Origin of the sequence: Thalassobaculum litoreum DSM 18839 (assembly GCF_900102465.1) — a bacterium.
GTDB lineage: Bacteria > Pseudomonadota > Alphaproteobacteria > Thalassobaculales > Thalassobaculaceae > Thalassobaculum > Thalassobaculum litoreum.
The window spans coordinates 215,998-240,613 of sequence record NZ_FNBW01000009.1 but is presented as its reverse complement, the minus strand read 5'-3'; the positions used below and the strand labels follow the sequence as shown (position 1 = coordinate 240,613).

Annotated in this window: 26 protein-coding genes; 11 read left to right on the top strand and 15 right to left on the bottom strand. The window is 67.6% G+C overall.

What is annotated here, in order from left to right; genetic code table 11:
* Positions 1–6 precede the first annotated feature (6 nt).
* Positions 7–690, bottom strand: coding sequence for a hypothetical protein (locus tag BLS34_RS16060; protein ID WP_139189357.1), 684 nt, complete (start codon positions 688–690; stop codon positions 7–9).
* Positions 691–1,348: 658 nt separating this feature from the next.
* Between BLS34_RS16060 and BLS34_RS16055 the strand changes: the two genes are divergently transcribed.
* The 3 genes from BLS34_RS16055 (at position 1,349) to BLS34_RS16045 (ending at position 3,000) form a co-directional block, all read left to right on the top strand.
* Positions 1,349–2,308 (top strand): methyltransferase domain-containing protein, encoded by a 960-nt coding sequence (locus tag BLS34_RS16055; RefSeq protein WP_139189356.1) that lies wholly within the window; start codon positions 1,349–1,351, stop codon positions 2,306–2,308.
* Positions 2,309–2,420: 112 nt separating this feature from the next.
* On the top strand, positions 2,421–2,609 hold the full coding sequence (locus BLS34_RS16050) for a hypothetical protein (RefSeq protein ID WP_028794210.1): 189 nt from the start codon (positions 2,421–2,423) through the stop codon (positions 2,607–2,609).
* Positions 2,596–3,000 (top strand): DUF4112 domain-containing protein, encoded by a 405-nt coding sequence (locus BLS34_RS16045; protein WP_093151774.1) that lies wholly within the window; start codon positions 2,596–2,598, stop codon positions 2,998–3,000. The genes BLS34_RS16050 and BLS34_RS16045 overlap by 14 nt, the downstream gene beginning before the upstream one ends.
* A 22-nt stretch (positions 3,001–3,022) precedes the next feature.
* On the opposite strand, the gene BLS34_RS16040 is transcribed toward BLS34_RS16045, so the two are convergent.
* Positions 3,023–3,637, bottom strand: coding sequence for a DedA family protein (locus tag BLS34_RS16040; protein WP_093151772.1), 615 nt, complete (start codon positions 3,635–3,637; stop codon positions 3,023–3,025).
* Positions 3,638–3,819: 182 nt separating this feature from the next.
* On the opposite strand from BLS34_RS16040, the gene BLS34_RS16035 reads away from it, so the two are divergent.
* Together BLS34_RS16035 and BLS34_RS16030 are read left to right on the top strand one after the other, a co-directional pair.
* Complete coding sequence (locus BLS34_RS16035) at positions 3,820–5,382, top strand: SulP family inorganic anion transporter (protein ID WP_281241212.1); 1,563 nt, start codon at positions 3,820–3,822, stop codon at positions 5,380–5,382.
* 43 nt (positions 5,383–5,425) lie between these two features.
* Positions 5,426–6,283 (top strand): universal stress protein, encoded by an 858-nt coding sequence (locus tag BLS34_RS16030; protein ID WP_093151769.1) that lies wholly within the window; start codon positions 5,426–5,428, stop codon positions 6,281–6,283.
* Positions 6,284–6,436: 153 nt separating this feature from the next.
* Here BLS34_RS16030 and BLS34_RS16025 read toward each other — a convergent pair whose 3' ends face one another.
* The 10 genes from BLS34_RS16025 to BLS34_RS15980 form a co-directional block, all read right to left on the bottom strand.
* The gene (locus BLS34_RS16025; protein WP_175474254.1) at positions 6,437–7,159 is read right to left on the bottom strand and encodes an HAD family hydrolase; all 723 of its coding nucleotides are present in this window, start codon (positions 7,157–7,159) and stop codon (positions 6,437–6,439) included.
* A 5-nt stretch (positions 7,160–7,164) separates the two neighbouring features.
* Positions 7,165–7,533 carry a DUF3592 domain-containing protein gene (locus tag BLS34_RS16020; protein ID WP_093151764.1) on the bottom strand — a complete coding sequence of 123 codons (369 nt, stop codon included), beginning with the start codon at positions 7,531–7,533 and terminating at the stop codon, positions 7,165–7,167.
* Between the two features lie 91 nt (positions 7,534–7,624).
* The gene (gene grxD / locus BLS34_RS16015) at positions 7,625–7,975 is read right to left on the bottom strand and encodes a Grx4 family monothiol glutaredoxin (RefSeq protein WP_028794216.1); all 351 of its coding nucleotides are present in this window, start codon (positions 7,973–7,975) and stop codon (positions 7,625–7,627) included.
* A gap of 33 nt (positions 7,976–8,008) precedes the next feature.
* Positions 8,009–8,242, bottom strand: coding sequence for a BolA family protein (locus BLS34_RS16010; RefSeq protein ID WP_028794217.1), 234 nt, complete (start codon positions 8,240–8,242; stop codon positions 8,009–8,011).
* A gap of 25 nt (positions 8,243–8,267) precedes the next feature.
* Positions 8,268–10,490 carry a phosphoribosylformylglycinamidine synthase subunit PurL gene (gene purL, locus BLS34_RS16005; RefSeq protein ID WP_093151761.1) on the bottom strand — a complete coding sequence of 741 codons (2,223 nt, stop codon included), beginning with the start codon at positions 10,488–10,490 and terminating at the stop codon, positions 8,268–8,270.
* A 14-nt stretch (positions 10,491–10,504) separates the two neighbouring features.
* On the bottom strand, positions 10,505–11,188 hold the full coding sequence (purQ, locus tag BLS34_RS16000; RefSeq protein ID WP_028794219.1) for a phosphoribosylformylglycinamidine synthase subunit PurQ: 684 nt from the start codon (positions 11,186–11,188) through the stop codon (positions 10,505–10,507).
* A 114-nt stretch (positions 11,189–11,302) separates the two neighbouring features.
* Complete coding sequence (locus BLS34_RS15995) at positions 11,303–13,267, bottom strand: PAS-domain containing protein (protein ID WP_093151759.1); 1,965 nt, start codon at positions 13,265–13,267, stop codon at positions 11,303–11,305.
* A gap of 124 nt (positions 13,268–13,391) precedes the next feature.
* Entirely contained in the window at positions 13,392–13,634 is a 243-nt protein-coding gene (gene purS / locus BLS34_RS15990; protein WP_093151756.1) for a phosphoribosylformylglycinamidine synthase subunit PurS, read from the bottom strand.
* A gap of 46 nt (positions 13,635–13,680) precedes the next feature.
* Positions 13,681–14,448 (bottom strand): phosphoribosylaminoimidazolesuccinocarboxamide synthase, encoded by a 768-nt coding sequence (gene purC, locus BLS34_RS15985; RefSeq protein ID WP_028794221.1) that lies wholly within the window; start codon positions 14,446–14,448, stop codon positions 13,681–13,683.
* Positions 14,449–14,602: 154 nt separating this feature from the next.
* A complete protein-coding gene (locus BLS34_RS15980) occupies positions 14,603–15,412 on the bottom strand; it encodes an NRDE family protein (protein ID WP_093151754.1) in 810 nt (269 codons plus the stop codon).
* 180 nt (positions 15,413–15,592) lie between these two features.
* On the opposite strand from BLS34_RS15980, the gene BLS34_RS15975 reads away from it, so the two are divergent.
* Together BLS34_RS15975 and BLS34_RS15970 are read left to right on the top strand one after the other, a co-directional pair.
* On the top strand, positions 15,593–15,919 hold the full coding sequence (locus tag BLS34_RS15975) for a DUF1476 domain-containing protein (protein WP_028794222.1): 327 nt from the start codon (positions 15,593–15,595) through the stop codon (positions 15,917–15,919).
* A 37-nt stretch (positions 15,920–15,956) separates the two neighbouring features.
* Positions 15,957–16,982 carry a 2OG-Fe(II) oxygenase family protein gene (locus tag BLS34_RS15970; protein ID WP_093151751.1) on the top strand — a complete coding sequence of 342 codons (1,026 nt, stop codon included), beginning with the start codon at positions 15,957–15,959 and terminating at the stop codon, positions 16,980–16,982.
* 235 nt (positions 16,983–17,217) lie between these two features.
* On the opposite strand, the gene BLS34_RS15965 is transcribed toward BLS34_RS15970, so the two are convergent.
* Both BLS34_RS15965 and purB read right to left on the bottom strand, forming a co-directional pair.
* On the bottom strand, positions 17,218–18,132 hold the full coding sequence (locus tag BLS34_RS15965) for a GNAT family N-acetyltransferase (protein ID WP_093151749.1): 915 nt from the start codon (positions 18,130–18,132) through the stop codon (positions 17,218–17,220).
* Positions 18,133–18,156: 24 nt separating this feature from the next.
* On the bottom strand, positions 18,157–19,458 hold the full coding sequence (gene purB / locus BLS34_RS15960) for an adenylosuccinate lyase (protein ID WP_093151746.1): 1,302 nt from the start codon (positions 19,456–19,458) through the stop codon (positions 18,157–18,159).
* Positions 19,459–19,571: 113 nt separating this feature from the next.
* On the opposite strand from purB, the gene mtnA reads away from it, so the two are divergent.
* From mtnA to BLS34_RS15945, 3 genes are all read left to right on the top strand, one after another.
* The gene (gene mtnA, locus BLS34_RS15955) at positions 19,572–20,672 is read left to right on the top strand and encodes an S-methyl-5-thioribose-1-phosphate isomerase (RefSeq protein ID WP_093151744.1); all 1,101 of its coding nucleotides are present in this window, start codon (positions 19,572–19,574) and stop codon (positions 20,670–20,672) included.
* A 495-nt stretch (positions 20,673–21,167) separates the two neighbouring features.
* On the top strand, positions 21,168–22,838 hold the full coding sequence (locus tag BLS34_RS15950) for a peptide ABC transporter substrate-binding protein (protein WP_093151741.1): 1,671 nt from the start codon (positions 21,168–21,170) through the stop codon (positions 22,836–22,838).
* A gap of 28 nt (positions 22,839–22,866) precedes the next feature.
* Positions 22,867–23,367 (top strand): PAS domain-containing protein, encoded by a 501-nt coding sequence (locus BLS34_RS15945; protein ID WP_038013982.1) that lies wholly within the window; start codon positions 22,867–22,869, stop codon positions 23,365–23,367.
* A 57-nt stretch (positions 23,368–23,424) separates the two neighbouring features.
* Here BLS34_RS15945 and BLS34_RS15940 read toward each other — a convergent pair whose 3' ends face one another.
* Entirely contained in the window at positions 23,425–23,994 is a 570-nt protein-coding gene (locus tag BLS34_RS15940) for a PAS domain-containing protein (protein WP_093151738.1), read from the bottom strand.
* A 249-nt stretch (positions 23,995–24,243) separates the two neighbouring features.
* Between BLS34_RS15940 and BLS34_RS15935 the strand changes: the two genes are divergently transcribed.
* Positions 24,244–24,549, top strand: coding sequence for an alkylphosphonate utilization protein (locus tag BLS34_RS15935; protein ID WP_093151736.1), 306 nt, complete (start codon positions 24,244–24,246; stop codon positions 24,547–24,549).
* Positions 24,550–24,616: the final 67 nt, after the last annotated feature.

Here is a 24,616-nt window from a genome sequence, read left to right as displayed (position 1 = left end):
CTGCCGTCAGTCGTTCTCGAGCAGGGCGGGGACGAAGACGTCGTAGAACCGCCGGACAATATGGGCCTGGCGGGCGGTGGCGACCGGCGTGAACGCCATCCGATCGGCGATGGAGAAGCTGGAGTCGAACGCCTTGAACTGCATCAGCCAGTACGTGCTGGTGAAGCTCTCCCGGCCGGCGATGATCGGGTGGCGCAGGATGGCCAGATTGGTCTGGTCGGGCGCCTGTTCCAGGCCCACCAGAGGGCGGAAGAAGGGCGTGATGTAGCCCCGCTCCCGCGCCACCTCCTGCAGGCGCGGGTCGGCGGTGTGGACCATCCGGAACCTGAGCGGGCCGCCGCTGCGGTGGACCGTGGCGAAGGTGAAGTCGTGCGCGGTGAGATAGTCGCAGTACCCCTCGAAGGTCTCGCATTTCGCCGCCACGGCACGGGCCTCGTGCAGGCGGTGGCTCGGGTTGCTGTCGGACATGTTGTGCATCGAACAGGGCAGAACGGCGTCGCAATCGCGTTCGAAGGCGGCGACCCAGTCCTGCGGGAGCGCACGGGCGACCCGAACCAGCAGCCGGTGCGACGGTCGCCAGTCGTCATGCAGGGTGCGGTGGGTCTGGCTGGTCGACACACCGGCGAGCAACGCCAGCTTGTACGGAGCGATCTGGTTCTCCTCGAGCCAGACCCGGGCCATTTCGGTCATCCGGAAAAAATCGAGCTCAACCTGATAAAGGCATCTCGGCGTGCGAAGATGATCCAAGTCATAGTCAAGATAAGGTGAGAGATCGGTTGTACTTTGTTCCATTCCATAAAACCTTCGAGACTTCGACGCTAGTCGAATGAACCTGACAGGCGTGAAAGCTCATTCGCAGTCTGGCCGATACACACGCTCCGAGCGCGATGTCAGCGTGCCGCGGGGCGTTGAAGAATTTCGCTATCGAAATGGTGGGATATCGCGCAAATTCAAGAGGATAAGGTTGATCGTATGTTGCGCGCACAACTATAAATAACAATAATTTCACAAAACAATCGATCATGGCGGGACGCTGGTTCTTCATTTCCTTGTCGATCGAAAATTAGGAATTCTACTGAATCAGGATTAATCGGGCTGCATATCGGGAAACTTAGATATATAAAATCCTCGCAAAATTCACTTTATAAGCTGGACGTAACACTGGATATCCATTGGTCATTTTCAATAAATAGAAAAAATCCATAAAACGGATTGTAATATTATTTGGTTAATTGATCTCGCTCCAGATATTGAGCCTGTACTGTTGCGATATTCTGTGTGCCTTCAGGGTCGGGTATTGTGAAAATACGGCCTGGTCATTGAAATCAGCGTATTGGATGTCGGATCGATGCGATCGGATACTGCGCCGGGTGGGGCTACCGTCGGGTGCGCCAGCCAGAACCGGCTCGATGCCACCACGGACGCCGCGAGAATCCTCTCCGTCAGCGACGGGATGCCCGAGGTCCGGGAAAGCCTGATCGACGAGATCATGGTTCCGATCGCCGACCGGTTCCAGGACCGCCCGCTGCGCGACGTTGCACCGACCGCCGCCGATCTCGATCACCTGAAAGACCACGGCCCCTGGGGCTACGCGTTGGACCTGTATCCGGGCATATCGGGCGCCAACCTGGACCGCCAGGCGACGGTGGTCGACTTCACGGCGGAGAGCCGGGAAGCGCTGTCGATCCGCATGTCCCTGCTCGACAAGGCGCTGGCGGAATTCGCGCCGGTCGGCAGCCTGCTGGACCTGCAGACCGGTTGCGGCCTGATCCCGATGAAGCTGGCCGACCGCATCGGCGGCCGGATCGTCGGCATCGATCGGCGGGGAGAGGCGATCCGCCGGGCGACCGTGCTGCGGGCCCTGGCCGGCTGCGCCCGCTTCGGCTTCAAGACCGCCGACCCCTACGCCTATCTGGCAGCGCTGAAGCCGGACACGTTCGACTGCATCTCGGCCCTGGGGCTGTTCCATCGGCTGAGCGATCCGATCCGGCTGCTGCGGCTGATCCATGAGAAGACGGCGCGCCTCGTTCTCATCGACACGGCGATCCATAACCTGCCCGTTCCGGGTTGGATCCCGACGGAGCCGCGCGTGGGAGCACCGGACGCGCCGGACGCCGGCGGCGAGACCACGGTCGCCCTCGGCCTGCAACCCACCTATCGCGGGATGATCGACAGCCTGTACCGGGTCGGCTTCGAGAGCGTCACCGAAATCGTTCCGGCCCCAAGCCTTTTGGCCGCCGTCGCACAGCAGACGCCGTATCACACCCATCGCCGCGCGCTGTTCGTCGCCCAGAAAGGGATCGGCTGACAGCGAGAACTCTCCGACACCCTATTTCTCGTAATCCGCGGGAACCGGGCGTCGTCCCGGGACGTTGTGTGATCGGGCGCATGGGAACCGACACCGACCTGCGGAGAGTGCGATGAAGGACAACGACCGGAAAGCACCGGAGACCGACATGCTGGGACGCCCGGTGGGCGACCCTGCGACGTCGTACATCTGCACCCAAACGGTGGACAAGCTCGCCTGGCGCTCGCGGATCACCGCGGAGCAGTCGATGGCGATCCTGCGGGCGGCCGGCATGGCCGGGCGGCCCCATGACGACAACTGAGGCGTCCGAGCCGTTCGACCGGGTCGGGCGGACACGTCCGGCCTCGGGCCTGAACCGGGAGCTGGACAGGCTGGACGGCCTCGCCGACCTGATGGACAGCCGCTTCCGGCTGCCGAGAACGAGTATCCGCTTCGGTCTCGACGCCCTGGTCGGGCTCATCCCCGGTGTCGGCGACGGGCTGGTGACCCTGCCGGCCTTCTACATCCTGGCGCGAGCGCATCGGCTCGGGGCGCCGACGAGCCTGCTGGTCCGCATGGCCGCCAATGTGGGTATCGACTTCCTGATCGGCGCGATCCCGCTGATCGGCGATCTGCTGGATGTCGGCTACCGGGCCAATCGGCGCAACGTCGCGCTGCTGCGCGAGCATTTCGTCAAGACGGGCCAGGTCTGAGAGGACGGGGCGGTACCGCCCGTCATTCCTCCCCGGCATCGCGCCGCCGGCGCAGCGTGAAGACCCGCCACAGATACCAGGCCACCAGCGCGGCGATCACCAGATTGCCGACCACCGACAGCGAGTCGGTCAGCAGATGCTGGCGCTCCCCCAGCCAATGGCCGGCCATGGTCAGACCGCTGACCCAGATCAGCGAGCCGATCGTGGTGTAGAGCAGGAAGGGTATCCAGCCCATTCCGGCCACCCCGGCGGGAACCGAGATCAGGGTGCGGACCCCCGGTACCATGCGTCCGAACAGCACCGCCAGATGCCCCCAGCGCCGGAACCATGCCTGCGCGCTGTCCACGTCCTCCGGCTTGATCGTCAGCCAGTGGCCGTGCCGGGCGCAGAAGCGACGGATCCGGTCGGCGCCGAGCGCCAGGCCCGCGGCGAACCAAAGCGTGGCGCCGGCGACCGATCCGGCTGTGCCATAGACGATCACCGCCACCACCGACAGCTCGCCCCGGGCTGCGGCCAGCCCCGCGACCGGCATCACGACTTCCGACGGGATCGGCGGGAACACGTTCTCCACGAACATCAGGAATCCGATGGCGGGCGCGCCCCATGTCGCAATCCAGTCGTTGATCAGCTCGACCATGTGGGGGTGTCCTCGCGCGCGTCGTTCTTTCGGGTGACAACGGCGGGCTCGGCGCCCGGTTGCCTCGATCGAGCCCGGTATGTGGGGCGGCGGCCGCGAAATCTAACCGGACGCGGCGTCGGCAGTGACGTTTGGGGATGGCGGCTGGCCCGTCAAGGCACTGCCATTCCTGGAAAAAGGCGATGCTGCATTGCAATATGGTCGCGTTTTCGGTACTCCCTGTCCTCCTGGCATCCCAGTTCCGCCCACGCCCCGGCACCCAGGAGGGTACCTCGCTCGATACCATCAAGACTGAATGGCTCGGCAACATCCGCAATGACGTGCTGGCGGCCATGGTGGTGGCTCTCGCCCTGATTCCGGAAGCCATCGCGTTCTCGATCATCGCCGGCGTCGACCCCAAGGTCGGCCTGTACGCGTCGTTCTCGATCGCCGTGCTGACCGCCATCTTCGGCGGGCGTCCGGGCATGATCTCGGCGGCGACCGCGGCCACGGCGGTGCTGATGGTGACGCTGGTGCGCGATCACGGACTTGAGTACCTGCTGGCGGCCACGGCGCTCGCCGGCCTGCTGCAGGTCGCCTGCGGCTTTCTGCGGCTGGCGACGGTGATGCGCTTCGTGTCGAAGAGCGTGATGACCGGCTTCGTCAACGCGCTGGCGATCCTGATCTTCATGGCCCAACTTCCCGAGCTGATCGACGTGCCGGGCCTGACCTATGTGATGGTGGCGGCCGGTCTCGGCGTGATCTACCTGCTGCCGCGCCTGACCACGGCGGTGCCGTCGCCGCTGGTCTGCATCGTCGTGCTGACGGCCGTCTCCCTCGGCCTCGGCCTCGACCTGCGCACGGTCGGCGACATGGGCGCGCTGCCGGACACTCTGCCGATCTTCCTGCTGCCGGACGTGCCGCTGACCCTGGAGACGCTGCAGATCATCCTGCCGTATTCGGCCGGCATCGCCGTGGTGGGTCTGCTGGAATCGCTGATGACGGCGACCATCGTCGACGACCTGACCGACACGTCCAGCAACAAGCACCGCGAATGCGTCGGCCAGGGCATCGCCAATTTCGGCACCGCCTTCATCGGCGGCATGGCCGGCTGCGCGATGATCGGCCAGTCGGTGATCAACGTGAAGTCGGGCGGGCGCGGGCGGCTGTCCTGCCTCCTGGCGGGGGTCTTCCTGCTGATCGCCTGCGTGGCCCTGGGCGAGTGGGTGCGCCAGATCCCCATGGCCGCCCTGGTGGCGATCATGATCATGGTCTCCATCGGCACGTTCAGCTGGCAGTCGCTGAAGGACCTGCGGGTGCATCCGCGCAGCTCGTCGGTCGTCATGCTGGCCACCGTGGTGGTGGTGGTCGCGACCCACAACCTGGCCATCGGCGTGATCGTCGGCGTGCTGCTGTCGGGCATCTTCTTCGCCTGGAAGATCGCCCAGATCTTCCGCGTCACCTCCACACTGTCGCCGGACGGCTCGGCGCGGACCTACGTGGTGGAGGGGCAGGTATTCTTCGCCTCGGCCGACAGCTTCCTGGCCTCCTTCGATTTCCGCGAGGCGCTGGAGAACGTCACCATCGACGTGTCGCGCGCCCATATCTGGGACATCTCCAGCGTCGCCGCCCTGGACACCGTCGTCTTGAAGTTTCGCCGCGAGGGCGCCAACGTCGAGATCGTGGGGTTGAACAAGGCCAGCGAGACGATCGTCGACAAGCTGGCGGTACACGACAAGCCCGGCGCCATGGACCGGCTGCTCTAGCATTGAGCGGCCGGACCCGGCACGGGCAGCAAGGGAGGGCGGGATGAGCAAGATCGTCGCCATGATCGACGGCTCGATCTATTCGCAGAGCGTCAGCGAGCATACGGCCTGGGCGGCCGAGCGGCTGGGCGTCACGGAAATCGAGCTGGTCCATGTGCTGGGCCGCCGCGAGGGGCCGAGCGCACCCGCCGACCTGAGCGGCAGCTTCTCCGCCGGCATGCGCGAGGAGCTGCTGAAGGAGCTGGCCGACCTGGACGAGCTGAACGCCAAGGCGGCGCAGATGCGGGGCCGGATGATCCTGGAGGAAGCCCAGGCCTCCCTGAAGGCGAAGGGGATCGAGACCGTGGCGCCGAAGCTGCGGCACGGCGACCTGATCGAGACCCTGGCGGCGGTGGAGACCGGCGCCGACATGGTGGTGATCGGCAAGCGCGGCTCGGCGGCCGATTTCGCCAAGATGCATCTCGGCTCCAATCTGGAGCGGGTGGTGCGGTCCTCCCATGTGCCGGTGCTGATCACCTCGCGGGCGTTCAAGCCGATCAAGCGCTTCCTCATCGCCTTCGACGGCGGGCGCACGTCGCTGAAGGCGGTGGACTACGTGGCCCGCACGGCGCTGTTCTCCGGGCTGGAATGCCACCTGCTGACGGTCGGCGACCGCTCGGCGGAGATCGAGCGCAACCTCGCCAACGCCAAGGCGCTGCTCAAGGGCGGGAACCTGCAGGTCTCGGTCGACGTGATTCCGGGTCAGCCGGACCGGGTGATCGCGAAATATGTGGAGGATGTGGGCATCGACCTGCTGGTGATGGGCGCCTACAGCCACTCGCGCTTCCGGCACCTGTTTCTGGGGTCGACCACCGAGGAGACGATCCGCAACTGCCTGATCCCGGCGCTGATCTACCGGTAGGGAACTTCTCTCTTCAAGATTTGAGCCTTTTCTCACTCCCCTGCCTTGTGCCGGGGCAACACTCGTGGCGTACGGGAAAGCGGACGCCTAGCCCCGGCACAAGGCCGGGGAGTGTGTGAGGGGAAGTAGTGGACAGGGGAGAGGGGGCCGCCGCTAAAGCCGCAGCCTGTGCACGTCCTCGAGCAGCAGATCGGCCAGCGGTTCCAGCACCTCGCGGCCGCTGGCGCCTGAGAGCACCCCGATCACCAGGCCGCAGCCGGCCGCGCGGCCCGCTGCGAGGTCGGCGGGGGAGTCCCCCACCATCGCCGTCTTTGCCGGTGCCAGCCCCCAGGCCGCCTGGGCGGCCAGGAGCATCCCCGGTCCGGGCTTCGCCCCGTGGCCGCTGTCGTAGCCGACGGTGAAGCTCAGATGCGGCGCGATGCCCAGGCGCTCGGCGGTGTCCCGCGCCCCGGTCTCGCTGTCGTTGGTGGCGAGGCCGCAGCGTAGCCCGTCGGCGCGGAGCCCGGCGAACAAGGACGGCAGCGGGTCGATCGGCGTCAGATGCGCCATCGCCTGCGCGTGCCACACGGAATCGAGCCAGGGGATCAACTCGGCGTCCTCGGGCAGCTCGGGCGCCACCGCGCGCCAGAGACGGGCCACCACGTCGGTCGTGCCGGAGGCGAGTTCCGTGCCGGGCAGGATGCGCCGGGCGTCGGGGCACCAGCCACCGGCCACCATCAACGCCTCCGCCAGTCCAGGGCGGCCCAGATCGTCGGCCAGTGCCTCGGCACTGGCCCAGAAGGCCGGCGTCCAGGTCTCCTCGAAGCGGATCAGGGTGCCGTCCTTGTCGAAGACGATGCCGCGGATGCCGGCGACGGCGAGCGCCTCGTGCAGCACCGGCGTCAGTCCGTGTCGGGGGAGGGCCCGCGCCGGGCGCGGCGGATGCCGATCACGATGGTGATCGCGCCGAACACCACCATCCAAAGCGGCAGGATCCAGCGGTCGCGCGGGTCCATCAGCCGGGCATCGGCCGGATTGGCAGGATCGTAGGCGACCGACAGCATCTCGCCGGCCTCGGTCGGGCGGTAGGTGTCGGCGACGGTCGCGGTCATGCCGCCATTTGCGGTCAGATAGCGCACCGTCGGCCGGTAGAGGGTGAAGCCCTCGGTCGGATCGAAGGTCTCCACCGACACCACCTCGGCCTCCGCCTGCTCGGAGGAGACCAGGAAGCTGATGTGGTCGCGCAGGCCGAACGCTCCGCCGACAAGCATCAGCAATCCGATAATCACCAATGTGCGCGGTCGGATCTCAAACGGCGAACGGAAACGTCTTGGCGGATTATCCGGAGAGTCCGGACGGGGATCAGGCGACACCTTCACTCGGCCGGACTTCCACGCCCCGGCTGTTCATGAGCTCCATCAGCTCGCCGGTCTCGAACATCTCGCGCACGATGTCGCAACCGCCCACGAACTCGCCCTTCACGTAGAGCTGCGGGATGGTCGGCCAGCTCGAATACTCCTTGATCCCTTCGCGCAGGGACGGGTCGTCGAGCACGTTGACGCCCTTGAACTTGGTGCCGAGATGGCTGAGTACCTGAACGACCACCGCGGAGAAGCCGCATTGCGGGAACACCGGGGTGCCCTTCATGAACAGCACCACGTCGCTGCTGGCGACTTCGTCGTCGATCCGGGTCTTGAGAGCCTCGTCGAGCATCGTCACGCTCCTTTCAGTCTCTGGCCGCGCCGGTCAGTCCGGGGCGGCGGTTTGCAGGGCGAGCGCATGCAACTCGGTCCCCATGCGTCCCTGAAGAGCTTTGTACACCAGCTGATGCTGCTGCACGCGGTTCTTTCCCGTGAAGGCAGACGACACGACATGGCATGCATAATGGTCGCCGTCGCCGCGCAGATCCTCGATCGTCACATGGGCGTCCGGGAGCGCCTCTTTGATCAGGCGCTCGATTTCGTTCGCTTCCATGGCCATCGTCGTCTCTCCCTCTGCCGCCGGTTCAGCTTTCGGCGGCCATGTATTTCGGCAGCCAGGCCTCGTGCCGACGGCTCAGCTCCTCCCCCGATATGAGGGGCATACCATTGAGTGTCAATCGACCGCCATCCGCCACGGTGCCCACGGTGGCGGCCGGAACCCCGGCCGACTCGGCACGGGCGATGAGCCCGGCGGGGTCCGAGGTGGTCACCACGTAGCGGCCCTGATCCTCGCCGAACGCCCAGGCATGGGCCACGGCACCCTCGGGTGCCGTGACGTCCGCGCCGAACGTCTTGGAGGCGAGCGCCATCTCCGCCACCGCGACCAGCAGGCCGCCGTCGGAGACGTCGTGGCAGGCGCTCACGGCCCCCTCGGCGATCAGCGCGCGGACCAGGTCGCCGGTGCGCCTCTCGGCCGCAAGGTCGATCGGCGGCGGCGCGCCTTCCTCCCGGCCTTCCACTTCGCGCAGGTACAGCGAGCAGCCCAGCCAGCCGTCTTTGCGGTCGGCCGGCTGGCCGAGGACGACCAGGGTCTCGCCGGCGGCCTTCAGGGCCGGGGTGGCGAGCTTGTTCACATTCTCGATCACGCCGACGCCGCCGATGACGGGGGTCGGCAGGATCGCGGTCCCCTCGGTCTCGTTGTAGAGCGAGACGTTGCCCGACACGATCGGGTAGTCCAGCGCCCGGCAGGCATCGCCCATGCCGGTCACGCAGCCGACGATCTGCCCCATGATGACCGGCTTCTCCGGGTTGCCGAAGTTCAGGTTGTTGGTCGCGGCCAGGGGCGTCGCGCCGGTCGCGGTGATGTTGCGCCAGGTCTCCACCACTGCCTGCGCGCCGCCGGTCTTCGGATCGGCGAGGCAGTAGCGCGGGGTGCAGTCGACGGTGACGGCGAGGCCCCGGTCGGTGTCGCGGATGCGGACCACGCCACTGTCGGCACCCGGGCGGATCATCGTGTCGCCCATGACCAGGTGGTCGTACTGCTCCCAGATCCAGCGGCGGCTGGCCATGTCCGGGCAGGACATCAGCAGGGCCAGCACCTCGCCCAGGGACGCCTTGGGTGCGGCGACGTCGGCGGCGGCGATCATCGGCTGCGGCGCGGTCGGCGTGTGCGGGCGGTCGTACTCCGGCGCCTCGCCGACCAGCGGCTCGACGGGGATGTCGCACTGCACGACACCGTCCTTCTTCAGGACGATATGGCCGGTTTCGGTCACCGAGCCGATCACGGCGAAGTCCAGGTCCCATTTCTCGAACACCGCCCGCGCCTCGTCGGCGCTTTCCGGGCGGATGATCATGAGCATGCGTTCCTGGCTCTCCGACAGCATGATCTCGTAGGCGGTCATGCCTTCTTCGCGCACCGGCACGCGGTCGAGATCCAGCTCGATGCCGAGACCGCCCTTGTCGGCCATCTCGACGCTGGAGGAGGTGAGGCCGGCGGCCCCCATGTCCTGGATGGCGACGATGCAGTCGCGCTCCATCAGCTCCAGGCAGGCCTCCAGCAGCAGCTTCTCGGTGAACGGGTCGCCGACCTGAACGGTGGGCCGCTTCTCCTCGCTGTCCTCGTCGAACTCCTTGGACGCCATGGTGGCGCCGTGGATGCCGTCTCGGCCGGTCTTGGCACCGACATAGACGACCGAGTTCCCGGGACCGGCGGCGGCCGAATAGAAGATCCGGTCGGCCTGGGCCAGGCCCACGGTCATGGCGTTGACCAGGATGTTGCCGTTATAGGCCGGGTGGAAGTTCACCTCGCCGGCCACCGTCGGCACGCCGACGCAGTTTCCGTAGCCGCCGATGCCGCCGACCACGCCGGAGATCAGGTGCCGGGTCTTGGGATGGTCCGGGTCGCCGAAGCGCAGGGCATTCAGGTTGGCGATCGGCCGCGCGCCCATGGTGAACACGTCGCGCAGGATGCCGCCGACACCGGTCGCCGCACCCTGATAGGGCTCGATGAAGGACGGGTGGTTGTGGCTCTCGATCTTGAAGACGGCGGCCAGACCCTCGCCGATATCGATGACGCCGGCATTCTCGCCCGGGCCCTGGATCACGTTCGGGCCGTCGGTCGGCAGCGTCTTCAGCCAGCGCTTGGACGACTTGTAGGAGCAGTGCTCCGACCACATGACCGAGAAGATGCCCAGCTCGGTCAGGTTCGGCTCGCGGCCGAGGATGCGCAGGACGACCTGATACTCGTCTTGGGTCAGGCCGTGCTCGGCCACGACCTCGTCGGTGATGGCGGCGTTGGGAAGGGTCATTGTCTATCCGGTGTTCAGTGCAGCGCTTTGACCAGGCCGTCGAACAGGCCGCGCCCGTCCGTGCCGCCATGGAGGGCTTCGATCGCGTTCTCGGGATGCGGCATCAGGCCGAGCACCGTCTTGGTCTCGTTGTAGATGCCGGCGATGTCGCGCTGGGAGCCGTTCGGGTTGTTGCCCGGCTTGCCATCGGCGGCGACGTAGCGGAACGCGACCTGGCCGCGATCCTCCAGCCGGTCGAGGGTGTCCGGATCGGCGAAGTAGTTGCCGTCGTTATGGGCGACCGGCACCGAGATCACCTGGCCGTCGCTGTAGCCGCTGGTGAACAGGCTCTGCGAGGTCTCGACCTTCAGGTGCACGGTCTTGCACACGAACTTCAGCCCGGAATTGCGCATCAGCGCGCCCGGCAGCATCCCGGCCTCGGTGAGGATCTGGAAGCCGTTGCACACGCCCAGCACCGGCACGCCCTTGTCGGAGCGCTCCTTCACCGTGCGCATGGCGGGCGACAGCGCGCCCATCGCGCCGGCGCGCAGGTAGTCGCCGTAGGAGAAACCGCCGGGGACGACGATCAGGTCGACGTCGGGGATCTCGGTTTCCTTGTGCCAGATCATGGCGGGGTCGCTGCCCGAGGCCTGGCGCAGGGCCATGACCATGTCGCGGTCGCGGTTAGATCCGGGGAAGACGATGATGGCCGATTTCATGGGCGCTCCAACGGCGGTTGCCCCGGCAGCTCGTCGCTTCGGAGGCGGGGAGGACCTGTTCGGCGGGAAACTAGGGCCGCGCGCGTCCGTGTGCAAGCGCGGCAAGCAGGCCGGTCAGGCGGTCGGTGCGGGGGGCGATCCGTCGGCGCCGATCCGTCCCTTCGGCAGGCGGACGATGGCCTTGGTTCCGATCCCCAGTTCGCTTTGAATCTCAAGACTTCCGCCATGCAGCTCGACGAAGGATTTGGACAGGGGCAGACCCAGGCCGATGCCCTCGTACTTGCGGCTCAGCGCGCTGTCGACCTGTTCGAAGGGGCGGAGCACGGTGTCGATATCCTGCGACCGGATTCCGATTCCCGTGTCGCAGACCCGGATCTGCAGGCCGCCGTCGTCGATCTCCGCTTCGATCGCCACCCGTCCGTCGGCCATGGTGAACTTGGCGGCGTTGGAGATCAGGTTGAACAGGATCTGGCGGATCAGCCGTCCGTCGGCCCAGATCGGCGGCAGGTCGACCGGCACCTCGATCGAGATCGGGGCCATGGCACCGGTCTGCCGGCTGCGCACCATGCCGACCGAGGCGGCGACCTCGGTGGCGATGTCGACCCGGCTCTCGCGCAGCATGATCTGGCCGATCTCCGCCCGCGTCAGGTCGAGCATGTCTTCGATCAGGGAGAGCAGGCTGTGGCCGCTCGCCTGCACGTCGCGGGCATAGGCGACGTAGTGCGGATCGCCGAGCGGGCCGAACACCTCGCTGACCAGCAGGTCGGAGAACCCGATGATGGCGTTCAGCGGCGTGCGCAGCTCGTGGCTGACCGTGGCCAGGAACATCGACTTCGCCCGGTTGGCGGTCTCGGCGTCGCGCAGCGCCCGCTGCAGCGCCTTCTGCGCCTGCTGCAGCTCCTCGCGGTAGTCGGTCTCGTCGACCGAGGTCCCGCGATAGCCGGTAAACGCGCCGGTCTCGTCGAACACCGGAACGCCGGACACCCGCCAATGGCGGTATTCGCCCGTAGCGCCGGCGATCGCATAGCGGAAGTCGCGGAACGGCTCGCGGCGCTCCAGGGTGGCCTTGTGCTGCGCCCAGTAGGGGCTGCTCTCCGGATCGGCGCCCACCGTCTCCCACCGGGTGCGACCGAGAAACCGCGAGGATGCCGGGTAACTGGTGTCCGCGCGCAGATCCATCAGCAGGGTGAACCGCAGCTTGGCGTCGAGCTCCCAGAACCGGTCGGAGCTGGCCCGCACGAAGTCGCGCAGGCGGGTATCGCTCTCCCGCAGGGCCCGCTCCGCCCGCTTCAGCTCGGAGATGTCGCTGACGCTCGTGATGGTGCCGCCATCGGGCAGCCGGCCGTCGCGCACCAGGTACCAGCGATTGTCCGACCAGGGGATCAGGTGGTCCTCGCCGCCGCGCTGGTGCTGGGCGACCCGCTCGCGGATGAAGGTCTCGGCTTCGTCGCCCTCCAGCGGCTCGGTGGCGCGTTCTGCGCGCGCCCGGATCAGTTCCTCGAAGGTCATGCCGATCCGCATGGGGACGCCGGTTTCCCGGGCGATCTCCTGCATGGCCGGATTGATGTAGAGCAGGCGGTCGGCGGAGTCCCAGATCTCGATGCCCTGGCGGCTGTGCTCCAGCGCGCGGCGCAGCGACGCGTAGCTGAGCATGGAGTCGCCGAGACGCTCCAGCGCGGCGGGACCGCGCTCGTCGAAGGTCACCACGATGTTGCCCGACGGCAGCCGGGAACCGGAAATGAGCTGGACGGAGCCGTTCTCGCGCAGCCGTTCGAGCTGGAAGGGCGGGGCGTTGCGGGTGAAATCCAGGCGATCGCGTGTCCGGGCGTCGACATCGCCACCGCCGTACAGGCCGCGCTCGGCGTTGCGGCGGATCAGGCGCTCATAGGGCCATCCGGGAACCAGATCCCGCGGATCGAGCTCGTTGAGCGTGGCGAAGCTCGGATTGCACGCGACGAGCTTCAGGTCCGTGTCCAGAACGACGATCCCGATGGCTGCGTGGGCCAAGGCCTCCAACAAGGCCGCTGCTTCCTGGTCGACACGGCCGTCGATGGAGTCGGTGGTATTCGGCGTCGGCACGGGCTCGGCTCAATTGCTCCAGGCGCGCGAATGGTAGCGCAGAATCACGGAGTATGGCCGCGCGAAATTTGCTGTGACGTGCCGGCCCGACGGCCGCACGGTGCCGAAGCGCCGGCGCACAGGCTCATCCGTCGATTCGGATGCTGTAGTTCTCGATCACCGTATTGGCCAGCAGACGCTCGCACATGGCTTTCACGTCGGCCTCGGCCTTGGCGGCATCGGTCTCGTCCAGGCTGATCTCGATGACCTTGCCCTGGCGGACCTCGCCCACGCCGGAGAAGCCGAGCGTGGAGAGCGCGTGGCCGATGGCCTTTCCCTGGGGGTCGAGAACGCCGGACTTGAGCGTCACGTGAACGGTGGCTTTCATCGTCTTATCCCGTGTGGTGCGATTGGCGTGTTGCTGAACGGCCCGGTTACTGAACCGCCTTGGGTCCCTTGAGGTCCATCGGCCCGGCCTCCGGCAGCACGCCCAGGCGCCGCGCGACCTCCTGATAGGCCTCCTTAACACCGCCCAGATCGCGGCGGAAGCGGTCCTTGTCCATCTTCTCGTTGGTGGCGACGTCCCAGAGCCGGCAGTTGTCCGGGCTGATCTCGTCGGCCAGCACGATCTGGACCTCGTCGTGCTCGTTGTACCAGCGCCCGAACTCCAGCTTGAAGTCGATCAGGCGCAGGCCGACGCCGAGGAACAGGCCGACCAGGAAGTCGTTCACCCGCAGCGACAGGGTGACCATGTCGTCCAGGTCCTGGGTGGCCGCCCAGCCGAAGCACGTGATGTGCTCCTCGGAGATCATCGGGTCGTTGAGTTCGTCGGACTTGTAATAGTACTCGATGATCGAGCGCGGCAGCTGGGTGCCTTCCTCCAGGCCGAAGCGCTTGGCCAGCGAGCCGGCGGCCACGTTGCGCACCACCAGTTTGACCGGCAGAATCTCGACCTCGTGCACCAGCTGCTCGCGCATGTTGACGCGGCGGATGAAGTGATTGGGGACGCCGATCTCGGTCAGCTTCGTCATCAGGTATTCGCTGATGCGGTTGTTCAGCACGCCCTTGCCGGTGATCACGCCTTGCTTCTGGTTGTTGAAGGCCGTGGCGTCGTCCTTGAAATACTGGATGATCGTGCCGGGCTCGGGGCCCTCGTACATGATCTTGGCCTTGCCCTCGTAGAGCTTGCGGCGTCTGGCCATCAAAATGGTCTCCAAATCGGCGGATCGAATATCGGGTCGCGATCGTCGCGCGGCGCCGACTCCGCCGGACTCTGCGCGCGTGAATGCGGACCCTATATCAGCAGGCCCCCGCCAACTCAATCTCGGCCCGTGGACACGGCGGTCGGGCACGATCTCAGGTGTGCGGCGTGTCGTCCGGTGCGTCCTCCGGCCCGTCCTGCCAGGCGTCGATCCGCTCGTACGGCGTTGTGTCGGGCCGGCCGGCGGCGAACCTGAGGATCGGGCGGCCTTCCCCCGGGGCGGGGAGGGCGACGAGGCTGGAGCTGCTGGTGCCGAATCCGGTGTCGCTGACCACCGTCATCGCCCCAGCCGGTCCGGCCTCGGCGGCGAAGTCGCGGGAGCCCAGCAGCATGGCCCAGACGTCCCAGTCGCCCGCGCCGTCCGTGCCGCCCGCCGGGTCGGGGGCGGGCGCGGCGCGGAACCGGTCGAGATAGCGCGCGACCCGCGGCGAGCCTCGGCGGTCGTTCATGTCATGGGCGGTCAGCATGGAGACGCCCTCGGGCACGTTCTCCAGCGAGATGCCCGAATCGTCCTCGCGGTTGGCGATCCAGTACGCATCGCGGCTGTCGGCGATCAGCAGGTTGAAGCCGCGATAGCTCGACGGCTCGATGGTGGCCAGCGCCCGGGCCGCATCGGCGGCGTCCGCATGCTCCAGCGCCTCCAGCACGAGTTCGCCCCGCGATCGCTTGTCGACGGCGGGGCCCAGGGTGCCGTGCCGGTTCAGGATACAGGCGAGAACCCCGAAATCGTTGATACCGAACCAGCTCCCGCCGGCCAGCACGTCGAGTCCGGCAACCACCTCCGGGCGGTCCGGCCAGTGCCGGTCCGGCGCCTTCCACGGCCGGTCGGCCATCTCGTCACGGTTGGCGCCGATGATCACGGGCCATCGATGGCCCGGCCGGCGCAGGATGATTACGCTGCACATGGGAGGCCAAAAGTGGCGCGTTGCCGGCCCGGCGGCAAGGCTCAATAAGGGCTGGGCCGCCGGGCCGAACTCCCGCGTTCACATCGCGGGGGCGGTTGTGTATGGTCCGCCCGGGTCGTCCGCGCCGTCCTGCGGGCGATATCCTGTTTTTAAGGTTCCGCCTAGCCTGGGAGGCGTGTGATGAGCGGGTTCGACGATCGTGAGAAGGCCCAAGAGAACAAGTCCGCGCATGATGCGGAGCTGCTGTTCAAGGCGACCGCGCGCCGCAACCGGATGCTGGGAGAGTGGGTGGCCGATGAGTTCCTGGGGCTGACCGGCGACGCGCGCGCCGAGTTCGCCAAGGAAGTCGTCGCCGCCGATTTCGACCGGCCGGGCGACAGCGATGTGGTCGAATTCGTCATGGCCAAGGTCAGCGCCGCCGGCGGCGAGCTCTCCGAGGCCCGGCTGCGCCACAAGATGAACGAGCTGCTGGTGGTGGCGACGGCGCAGATCAGCGCCCAGTCCTGAACCGCCTGTCCCGATACCGGCCGACAGACAGTCTGACATGAGTATTCCCGCCCTGCGTCCGGGCGACCGGACGCCGAACCTGACCTTCCCGGACATCAAGGGCCGGGCGCGACAGCTCTATCTGGAGGTCAAGGGCGGGCCGATCCTGGTGGCCGCCGTGCCGAATCCGACGACGGGCGAGGGACGCAAGCTGCTCTCGGCCCTGGCTAGGCGAGCCGGCGCGCTCGACAAGCTGGGCGCGCACCGTTTCGTCCTCATGCGCCGCGAGGCCGAGGGCGAGATGGATCCCGGGGCGCTGGCGATGATCGATCCCTATGGCGACGGCATGCGGCTGTTCCGGCCGCTGCCCGACGGATCGCAGAACGATGCCGACCGGCCGGAGGCGGCGGTTGCCGCCCTCGACGCCAACCAGCGGGTGATCGCGCTGTTCACCACCGCCGACAGCCGCGATCCGGTCGGCGACGCGGTCAGGGTTCTGGAGGTCGAGGCCAAGGCGGCCCGGGCCGGTGCCCAGCGTCTGGTGCGGTCGGCGCCGGCCATGATCCTCGACAAGCTGCTGCCCGATCCTCTGTGCGACGCGCTGATCGAGGCGTGGAAGGCGGACAATGTCGAGGGCACGGTCAATGACGGCTTCAAGAACGTCGCCGACGACACGGTGAAGCGCAACCGCGAGCATGTGGTCAAGGACCCGGACATGCAGCGCACGATCGCCCAGCAGATCGGCCCGCGGGTGATGAACGAGATCCAGAAGGTCTTCAATTTCCACGCGCCGCTGCGCTTCGAGATGCTGACGGTCCTGGGCTACGGCGAAGACCGCAAGGACTTCTTCGCCCCGCACCGCGACAGCCTGCGCTCCGAGCGCCGGCGCCGGTTCGCCGTCTCGCTGAACCTGAACGAGGGTTACGAGGGAGGCGAACTGACGTTTCCGGAATACAGCCCGCATCTCTACGCCCCGCCCAAGGGGGCCGGAGCGATCTTCGGCTGCGAGGTCCTGCACGAGGCCAAGCCGGTCACCAAGGGCCAGCGCTGGGTGCTGACGACGTTTCTCATCGATCCGAAGTGACCTGTCGGGCGCTAGCCCGGCAGGTATCCCGGACCAGATCCGGGATCTTTCTCCACCTCTTCCCTTGGTCACTCCCCGGACTTTTTCCGGGGCGGGCGTCGGGCGTGGGATGGGCGTTGCCAACATCGCGGCGCCGCTGAAGCGTGCCGAACCGCTCACCCCGGAATAAATCCGGGGAGTGTGATTGGTGGTGGGGGAGGGAGCGGGCAACGGAAACGGCTGAACCCTGGCGGTCCTAACGTTCCGCCAGTTCCAGCACCTCGTCGGCACCGACGCGACGCCCGGTCTTCCGCCAGCCCAGGTGGCGATACACCGCCGAGGCGCGCAGGTCCGGATTGGGGGTGGCGCAGAGCCAGATCGGCGAACAGCCCTGCTCCCGCAGCCAGTCCACCGCCAGCTCCAACAGCCGGCGGCCGATGCCGAACCCCTCATAGCCGGGCCGAACCGCCAGCACCTCCACCTCGCCGTCGCTGCGGTCTGCCATGGCGAAGCCCACGACCTGGCCGTCGGCGGCGCAGAGCCAGCCTTTCAGTTCGGCGGAGAGGCGCGGGGTCAGGCTTCGGACCGTCACACCGTATTGCTGCTCCAACTGTTCCGGCGTGATGGCGTTCTCGTTGGTCGTGAAGCGCATCTCCAGGGCTGCGGGGATATCGGCCACCGTCATCTCGCGATAGGTCAGCGGCGGCGCATCGAACTGGCTGCCGTCGGCGCGCCAGAGATAGCGTACGTCCGGCGTCTTCTCTTCGTTGCCGGCGCCATCGGTGAAGTCGACGGCGCGGAACCCGTGGCGCTCGTAGAAGCGGCGGGCCGGGAGGTTCTGCTGGAAGGCCCAGAGCTGGAGTTCTTTCGTTTCGGCCTGTGCGCGGCAGAGCAGCTCGGTTCCGAAGCCGCGGCGCCAATGGCTGGGCAGAAGGTAGAGATGCCGGATCCAGTCGCCGACCGCACTCAGCGCCATATACCCGACGACGGTACCGTCCTCTTCCACGACGGTGACCCGGGCGTCGGGCAGCATCCGGTTCTCGACGAACCAGAGGTCTTCGTCAGGCGTGTGGCGATCGGGCAGCCAGGGCATCGCCGTGCGCATGGAGAGCCGCAGGATGCGGGCGACGGCCGGAGCGTCGGAGGCGAGGGCGGGCCGGTAGTGGATCATATCCGCCTCCGCATCCGTGCGGACCTACTCGGTGCGGCCGAACACGCGCCTGAAGATCGTGTCCACATGCTTGGTGTGGTAGCCGAGGTCGAACAGCCCGTCGAGCTGCTCGGCGCTGAGCGCGGCCGTCACTTCGCTGTCGGCGCCCAGCAGGGTGCGGAAGTCCTTGCCCTCCAGCCAGACCGGCATGGCGTTGCGCTGGACCAGACGGTAGGCGTCCTCGCGGCTCACCCCGGCCTGGGTCAGCGCCAGCATCACTCGCTGGCTGTGGATCAGGCCGCCGAGCTTGTCCAGATTGGCCTGCATGGTCTCCGGGTAGACGATCAGCTTGTCGATCACGCCGGTCAGGCGGGCCAGCGCGAAGTCCAGGGTCACCGTGGCGTCCGGACCGATCATCCGCTCCACCGAGGAGTGGGAGATGTCGCGCTCGTGCCACAGGGCCACGTTCTCCATCGCCGGCACCACCGTCATGCGCACCAGCCGGGCGAGGCCGGTCAGGTTCTCGGTCAGCACCGGGTTGCGCTTGTGCGGCATGGCGGACGAGCCCTTCTGCTTCTCGCTGAAGAACTCCTCGGCCTCGCGCACCTCGGTGCGCTGGAGGTGACGGATCTCGGTGGCCAGTCGCTCGACCGACGAGGCGACCACGCCGAGCACGGCGAAGAACATGGCGTGGCGGTCGCGCGGGATGACCTGGGTGGAGACCGGCTCGGCCACGAGGCCCAGCGCCTTGGCGACATGCTCTTCGACGAACGGGTCGATATTGGCGAAGGTGCCGACCGCGCCGGAGATGGCGCAGGTGGCGATCTCCTTGCGGGCGATGACCAGGCGCTCGCGGCAGCGCTGGAACTCCACATGGTGGGAGGCGAGCGTCACGCCGAAGGTGGTCGGCTCGGCGTGGATGCCGTGGCTGCGGCCGACCTTGACCGTGTTCTTGTGCTCGAAGGCCCGGCGCTCCAGGGCGGCCAGCAGGGCGTCCACATCCTCGACCAGGATGTCGGCGGCGCGGGTGAGCTGCACGGCCAGGCAGGTATCCAGCACGTCGGAGCTGGTCATGCCCTGGTGGACGAAGCGCGCTTCCGGCCCCACATGTTCGGCGAGGTTGGTCAGGAAGGCGATGACGTCGTGCTTGACCTCGGCCTCGATGGCGTCGATGCGGTCGACCTCGAAGGCGCCGCGCTCCCACACGGCCTTGGCGGCCTCCTTGGGGATCACGCCGAGTTCCGCCTGGGCGTCGCAGGCATGGGCCTCGATCTCGAACCAGATCCGGAACTTCGATTCCGGCGACCAGATGGACGCCATTTTCTCGCGGGAATAACGCGGGATCATGCGGGGACGGACTCCGGTGGCGGTTGGGATGCGAGGGTCATATCATCCGGCCCCGCCGGAGTCACCTGAACGAAGCAGCAGCGCACCGCCCTATCGCGGGAGGACACGAGACGATGAAGGTCAACGGAACCCACTACCGCCCGATCTGGCAGGCCAAGGACGGCGAGGCGGTCGAGATCATCGACCAGACGAAGCTCCCGCATGCCTTCGAGACACTGCGGCTGACGTCGATGCAAGACGCCGCGCACGCGATCAAGGCGATGCTGGTGCGCGGCGCGCCGCTGATCGGGGCGACCGCCGCCTGGGGCCTGTGGCTGGCGATGCGCGAGGATGCGTCGGACGGCAACCTGGAGAGCGCCTACACCATGCTGATGGCCACCCGGCCGACGGCGGTGAACCTGCGCTGGGCGCTGGATGCCGGCCGGGCCAAACTGGCGCCGCTGGCTCCCGACGCGCGGGTCGAGGCGGCCAAGACCTTCGCCGAGCAGGTCTGCGACGAGGATGCCGAACTGAACCACGCCATCGGCCGCCACGGGCTGGAGATCATCCGCGCCATCGCGGCGAAGAAGTCGGGCGAGACGGTGAACATCCTGACCCACTGCAACGCCGGCTGGCTGGCGACGGTGGATTGGGGGACCGCGACCTCGCCGATCTACCAGGCGCATGACGAGGGCATTCCGGTGCATGTCTGGGTGGACGAGACCCGGCCGCGCAACCAGGGCGCCTTCCTGACCGCCTGGGAGCTGAACAACCACGGGGTGCCGCACACGGTGATCGTCGACAATGCCGGCGGCCATCTGATGCAGCATGGCAAGGTCGACATGGTCATCACCGGCACCGACCGGGTGACGGCGAACGGCGACGTCGCCAACAAGATCGGCACCTATCTGAAGGCGCTCGCCGCGTCGGATAACGGCGTGCCGTTCTACGTGGCGCTGCCGAGCCCGACGATCGACTGGACGCTGGACGACGGCATGAGGATCGAGATCGAGGAGCGGTCCGGCGAGGAGGTCACCCGCATTCCCGGGCGCCTCGACGACGGCACGCTCGCGTCGGTGACGATCACGCCGAAGGGCTCGCCGGCGGGCAATCCGGCCTTCGACGTCACCCCGGCGCGGCTGGTAACCGGCCTGATCACCGAACGCGGCGTCTCTGCCGCAACACCGGCCGGGCTGCTGTCGCTGTTTCCCGAGCACCGTGCAGCGGGAGAATAGGGGCGAGCAGGGCAGGCGCCCCTCCACCGCTTCCCCTTCTCTCATTCCCCGGATTTATTCCGGGGTCTACGCTCGATAGCGCCCCATCGGCCGGGTTCTTTGGTTCCGCTGCCGAGCAGGTTGATGTGTAGGCCCCGGAATAAATCCGGGGAGTGAGAGTAGGGTGGATGGGCCGACACCGCCGCCGCCCGGCACCACCGCCATGCCGCCACCGCTCGTACCGCCACTGCCCGTGCCCCCACCGCCCCGTGCCGTCCCCGCCCGGCACCGGGGTCCACGGTCCGGCGGCGTCCAGCGGCGGCTTTGGGGGCAACGGCCGTCGGCGCGCCGGTGTGGACCCCGGCCGGGGTCGGAGACGGCTGCATAGGGGCCTCCGCTTCTCCCGTCCTCACCATGGAGACCCCAGACGCGATTTCCCGCACCGAGCGACGCCTCGCGAATTGACCCGGCGCCGCGCGGCCCTATCCTCGACCTCTGGCAACACGAGGTCCGACCATGCGCCGCCGCTTCCTGCTCGCCCTGTCCGCCTTCCTGCTCCTGCTGCCGGGCATCGCCGCCGCGCGCGACACCCTGACCATCGGGGTCAGCCAGTATCCCTCGACCCTGAATCCGATGATCGACGCGATGCTGGCCAAGTCCTACGTGCTGGCCGCCACCCAGCGTCAGCTCACCGTCGAGGACCAGGACTGGGCGCCGGTCTGCCAGCTCTGCGTCAAGCTGCCGAGCCTGGAGGACGGCGACGCCGAGACCTTCCCGTCGAAGACCGAGGAGGGGGAGCCGGTCACCGGCGTGCGCAAGACCTACGAGATCCGCGCCGACGCCTTCTGGGGCGACGGCACGCCGGTCACCACCGACGACGTGCTGTTCGCCTGGGAGATGGGCCGCAACCCGGAGACCGGGGTCGACATCCTGAAGGCCTATCAGGACGTGCTCGACATCGAGGTGCACGGCCCCAAGCGCTTCACCATCGTCAACCGCAAGCTCGACTACCGCTACCGCTCCATGGGCGATTTCTCGGTCATGCCGGCGCATCTCGACCGGCCGGCCTTCGCCGAGCCCAAGGAGTACCGCAACCGCACCCTGTACCAGACCGACCCGACCAATCCGGGCCTGTGGAACGGGCCGTACCGGGTCGCCGAGGTGCAGGTCGGCAGCCAGATCGTGCTGGCCCGCAACGAGCACTGGAAGGGCACGCGCCCGGCCTTCGACCGGGTGGTGATCCGCGCCATCGAGAACACCTCGGCCCTGGAGGCCAATCTGCTGTCCGGATCCATCGACATGATCGCCGGGGAGAGCGGGCTCGCCATCGACCAGGCCATCGCCTTCGAGAAGCGCCACGGCGACAGCTACACCGTGATCTACCAGCCCGGGCTGATCTACGAGCATCTGGACGTCATGCTGTCCAACCCGATCCTTGGCGACCTCAAGGTGCGCCGCGCCCTGCTGCACGCGATCGACCGGGAGGCGATCAACAACCGCCTGTTCGCCGGCAAGCAGCCGGTGGCGACCGGCTCGGTCAACCCGCTGGACTGGACCCATACGACCGAGGGCGTGCCGACATATCCCTACGACCCGGAGGCGGCCAAGGCGTTGCTGGAGGAGGCGGGCTGGACGCCGGGGCCGGGCGGCATCCGGGTGAACGGCGAGGGGCAGAAGCTGTCGATCTCGCTGATGACCACCGCCGGCAACCGGACGCGCGAGCTGGTGCAGCAGGTGCTGGCCGACTACTGGAAGCGGGTCGGGGTGGAGACCGTCATCCGCAACGAGCCGCCGCGGGTGTTCTTCGGCGAGACCGTCTCCAAGCGCCGCTTCACCGGGCTGGCCATGTTCGCCTGGCTGTCGGCGCCCGAGCACCTGCCGCGCACCACCCTGCATTCGGAGTCGATCCCGAGTGAGGCGAACAACTGGGGCGGGCAGAACTACACCGGCTACAGCAACCCGGAGATGGACCGGCTGATCGAGGCCATCGAGGTCGAGCTCGACCGTGAGAAGCGCGGCGCGCTGTGGGCCGAGCTGCAGCGGCTCTACGCCACCGACCTGCCGGTGCTGCCGCTGTATTTCCGGGCCGACAGCTACATCCTGCCGAAATGGCTGGAGGGCGTGCGGCCGACCGGGCACAAGTACACCACCACCAACTGGATCGAGGACTGGCGGGTGGCGGAGTAGCGGATGACCGAATAGCGGGGAGGGGGCCGTGACCGGGGAACGGGATACGCCGGGCGCGCGGACGTCCGTCCGGGAGGCTGTGGAGTGGGGTGCGGTCGGCCATCCGCTGCTGAGCGGTCTGTACGCCTATTGGGACGCCAAGCGCGGCGACCGCCTGATGCCGGCCCGCGCGGATCTCGATCCGCTGGAGATCCCCCAGGTTCTGAGCCACCTGATCCTGCTCGACGTGACCCACGACCCGCTGCGCTTCCGGGTGCGGCTCTACGGCACCGAGGTCGCCGACCTGCGCGGCCGCGACCTGACGGGGCGGTACCTGTACGAGGGCGCCCCCACCAGCCTGGGGGAGACCACCCGCCCCTGGAACCTCGCCACGGTGGAGACCCGCCGCCCGCACTATGTGACCGGGCCCTACGAGGACATCAGCGACAAGCGGATCGGCACCTTCCACCGGCTGGGCCTGCCGCTCTCTGTCCGCGGGGAGCGGGTGGACATGCTGATGATCGGGCTTGTGCGGGAGTGGGAGGCGTGAACAACGAGGTGGAGCCGAGGAGAAACGTTACCGTCTGATATGCTGGAACGGGGCGTCTCAAGTATACCGCCGAAAACTCCCCTCCACCTTCACCGTCCCGCTCTGCGACACCACGACGATGCAGAGCAGAAAACTGTCGATCGTCTGGCCGTCCCGGGCGAAGGGCAGGATCAGGCGGTCGTAGCGCAGCTCGCTGGTGCCGTCGCCGATCGGGAAGACGCGCTGGGAGAAATGCGGCACGCGGGCGGCCAGGATCTCCTCGTAGGTCCGGATCGCGGTCGACAGGTAGGCGTCGCGGTACAGCGCGTGAAAGGTCTTGCCGGTCGGGTCGCGGCCGGCGCGCTCGACGATCTCGGTGCCGGCCAGGCGGTAGCGGAACGAGCGCTCCGCCGGCCTGTCATCCAGTGCCGCCGGCTCCACCGGGAGACCGTCCAGCACCAGGCAGGGCTCGATCACCGCGATGCGCGGCAGCATGGCGCGGAAGTCCGACGGCTCGAAGGTCTCGCGCGACGGCAGGCCGCCCTCCGGCTTGGCGGCGTACCAGAACTCCAGCAGGGCGCGGTGGTCCGGATGCTCTACGGCGGCCAGGGTCGCCACATCGGACGCGTAGTTTCTGTCGTCGCTCATCGTGAGCCCTAACCTATTGGTGCGCAGCGGAAAGGCAAGCCGCCGCGGATCGGTGCAGCCGGCGGCGCGCCCGCGGCGATTGCGCCGCCCGACCCCCGCGGCGATTGCGCCGTCCCGCGCCGAAGCGTAGGTCTCTGGTTCCGGAGCCCTGCGGTACGCGTCTCTTCCATACGATCCGCAAGCCCCATTCGATCAGTTCAACCGGGCCGATCAGCTCAACCGAGCCGACAAATTCAACCGAGGCGTACCATGACCGACGCGCATGAAGATTACGTTTACGACGAGGCCAGCGGCGAGTGGGTTCCGGCCGGGCAGGCCGCCGCGGCCGCCGAGCCCGACGCGGTGCCGGTGCGCGACGCCGCCGGCACGGTCCTGGTGGACGGCGATTCCGTGACGCTGATCAAAGACCTGAAGGTCAAGGGCGCGAACCAGACCCTGAAGCAGGGCACGGTGATCAAGTCGATCCGGCTGACCGCCGACCCCGAGGAGATCGACTGCCGCCACGAGAGCATCAAGGGCCTGGTCCTGCGCACCGAGTTCGTGCGCAAGCGCTGATCCCTGCCGGTGCGGGCGGAGCGGGGCATGGCGGCAAGACACCCTTCGCGGTCGCGGCGCCATTCCC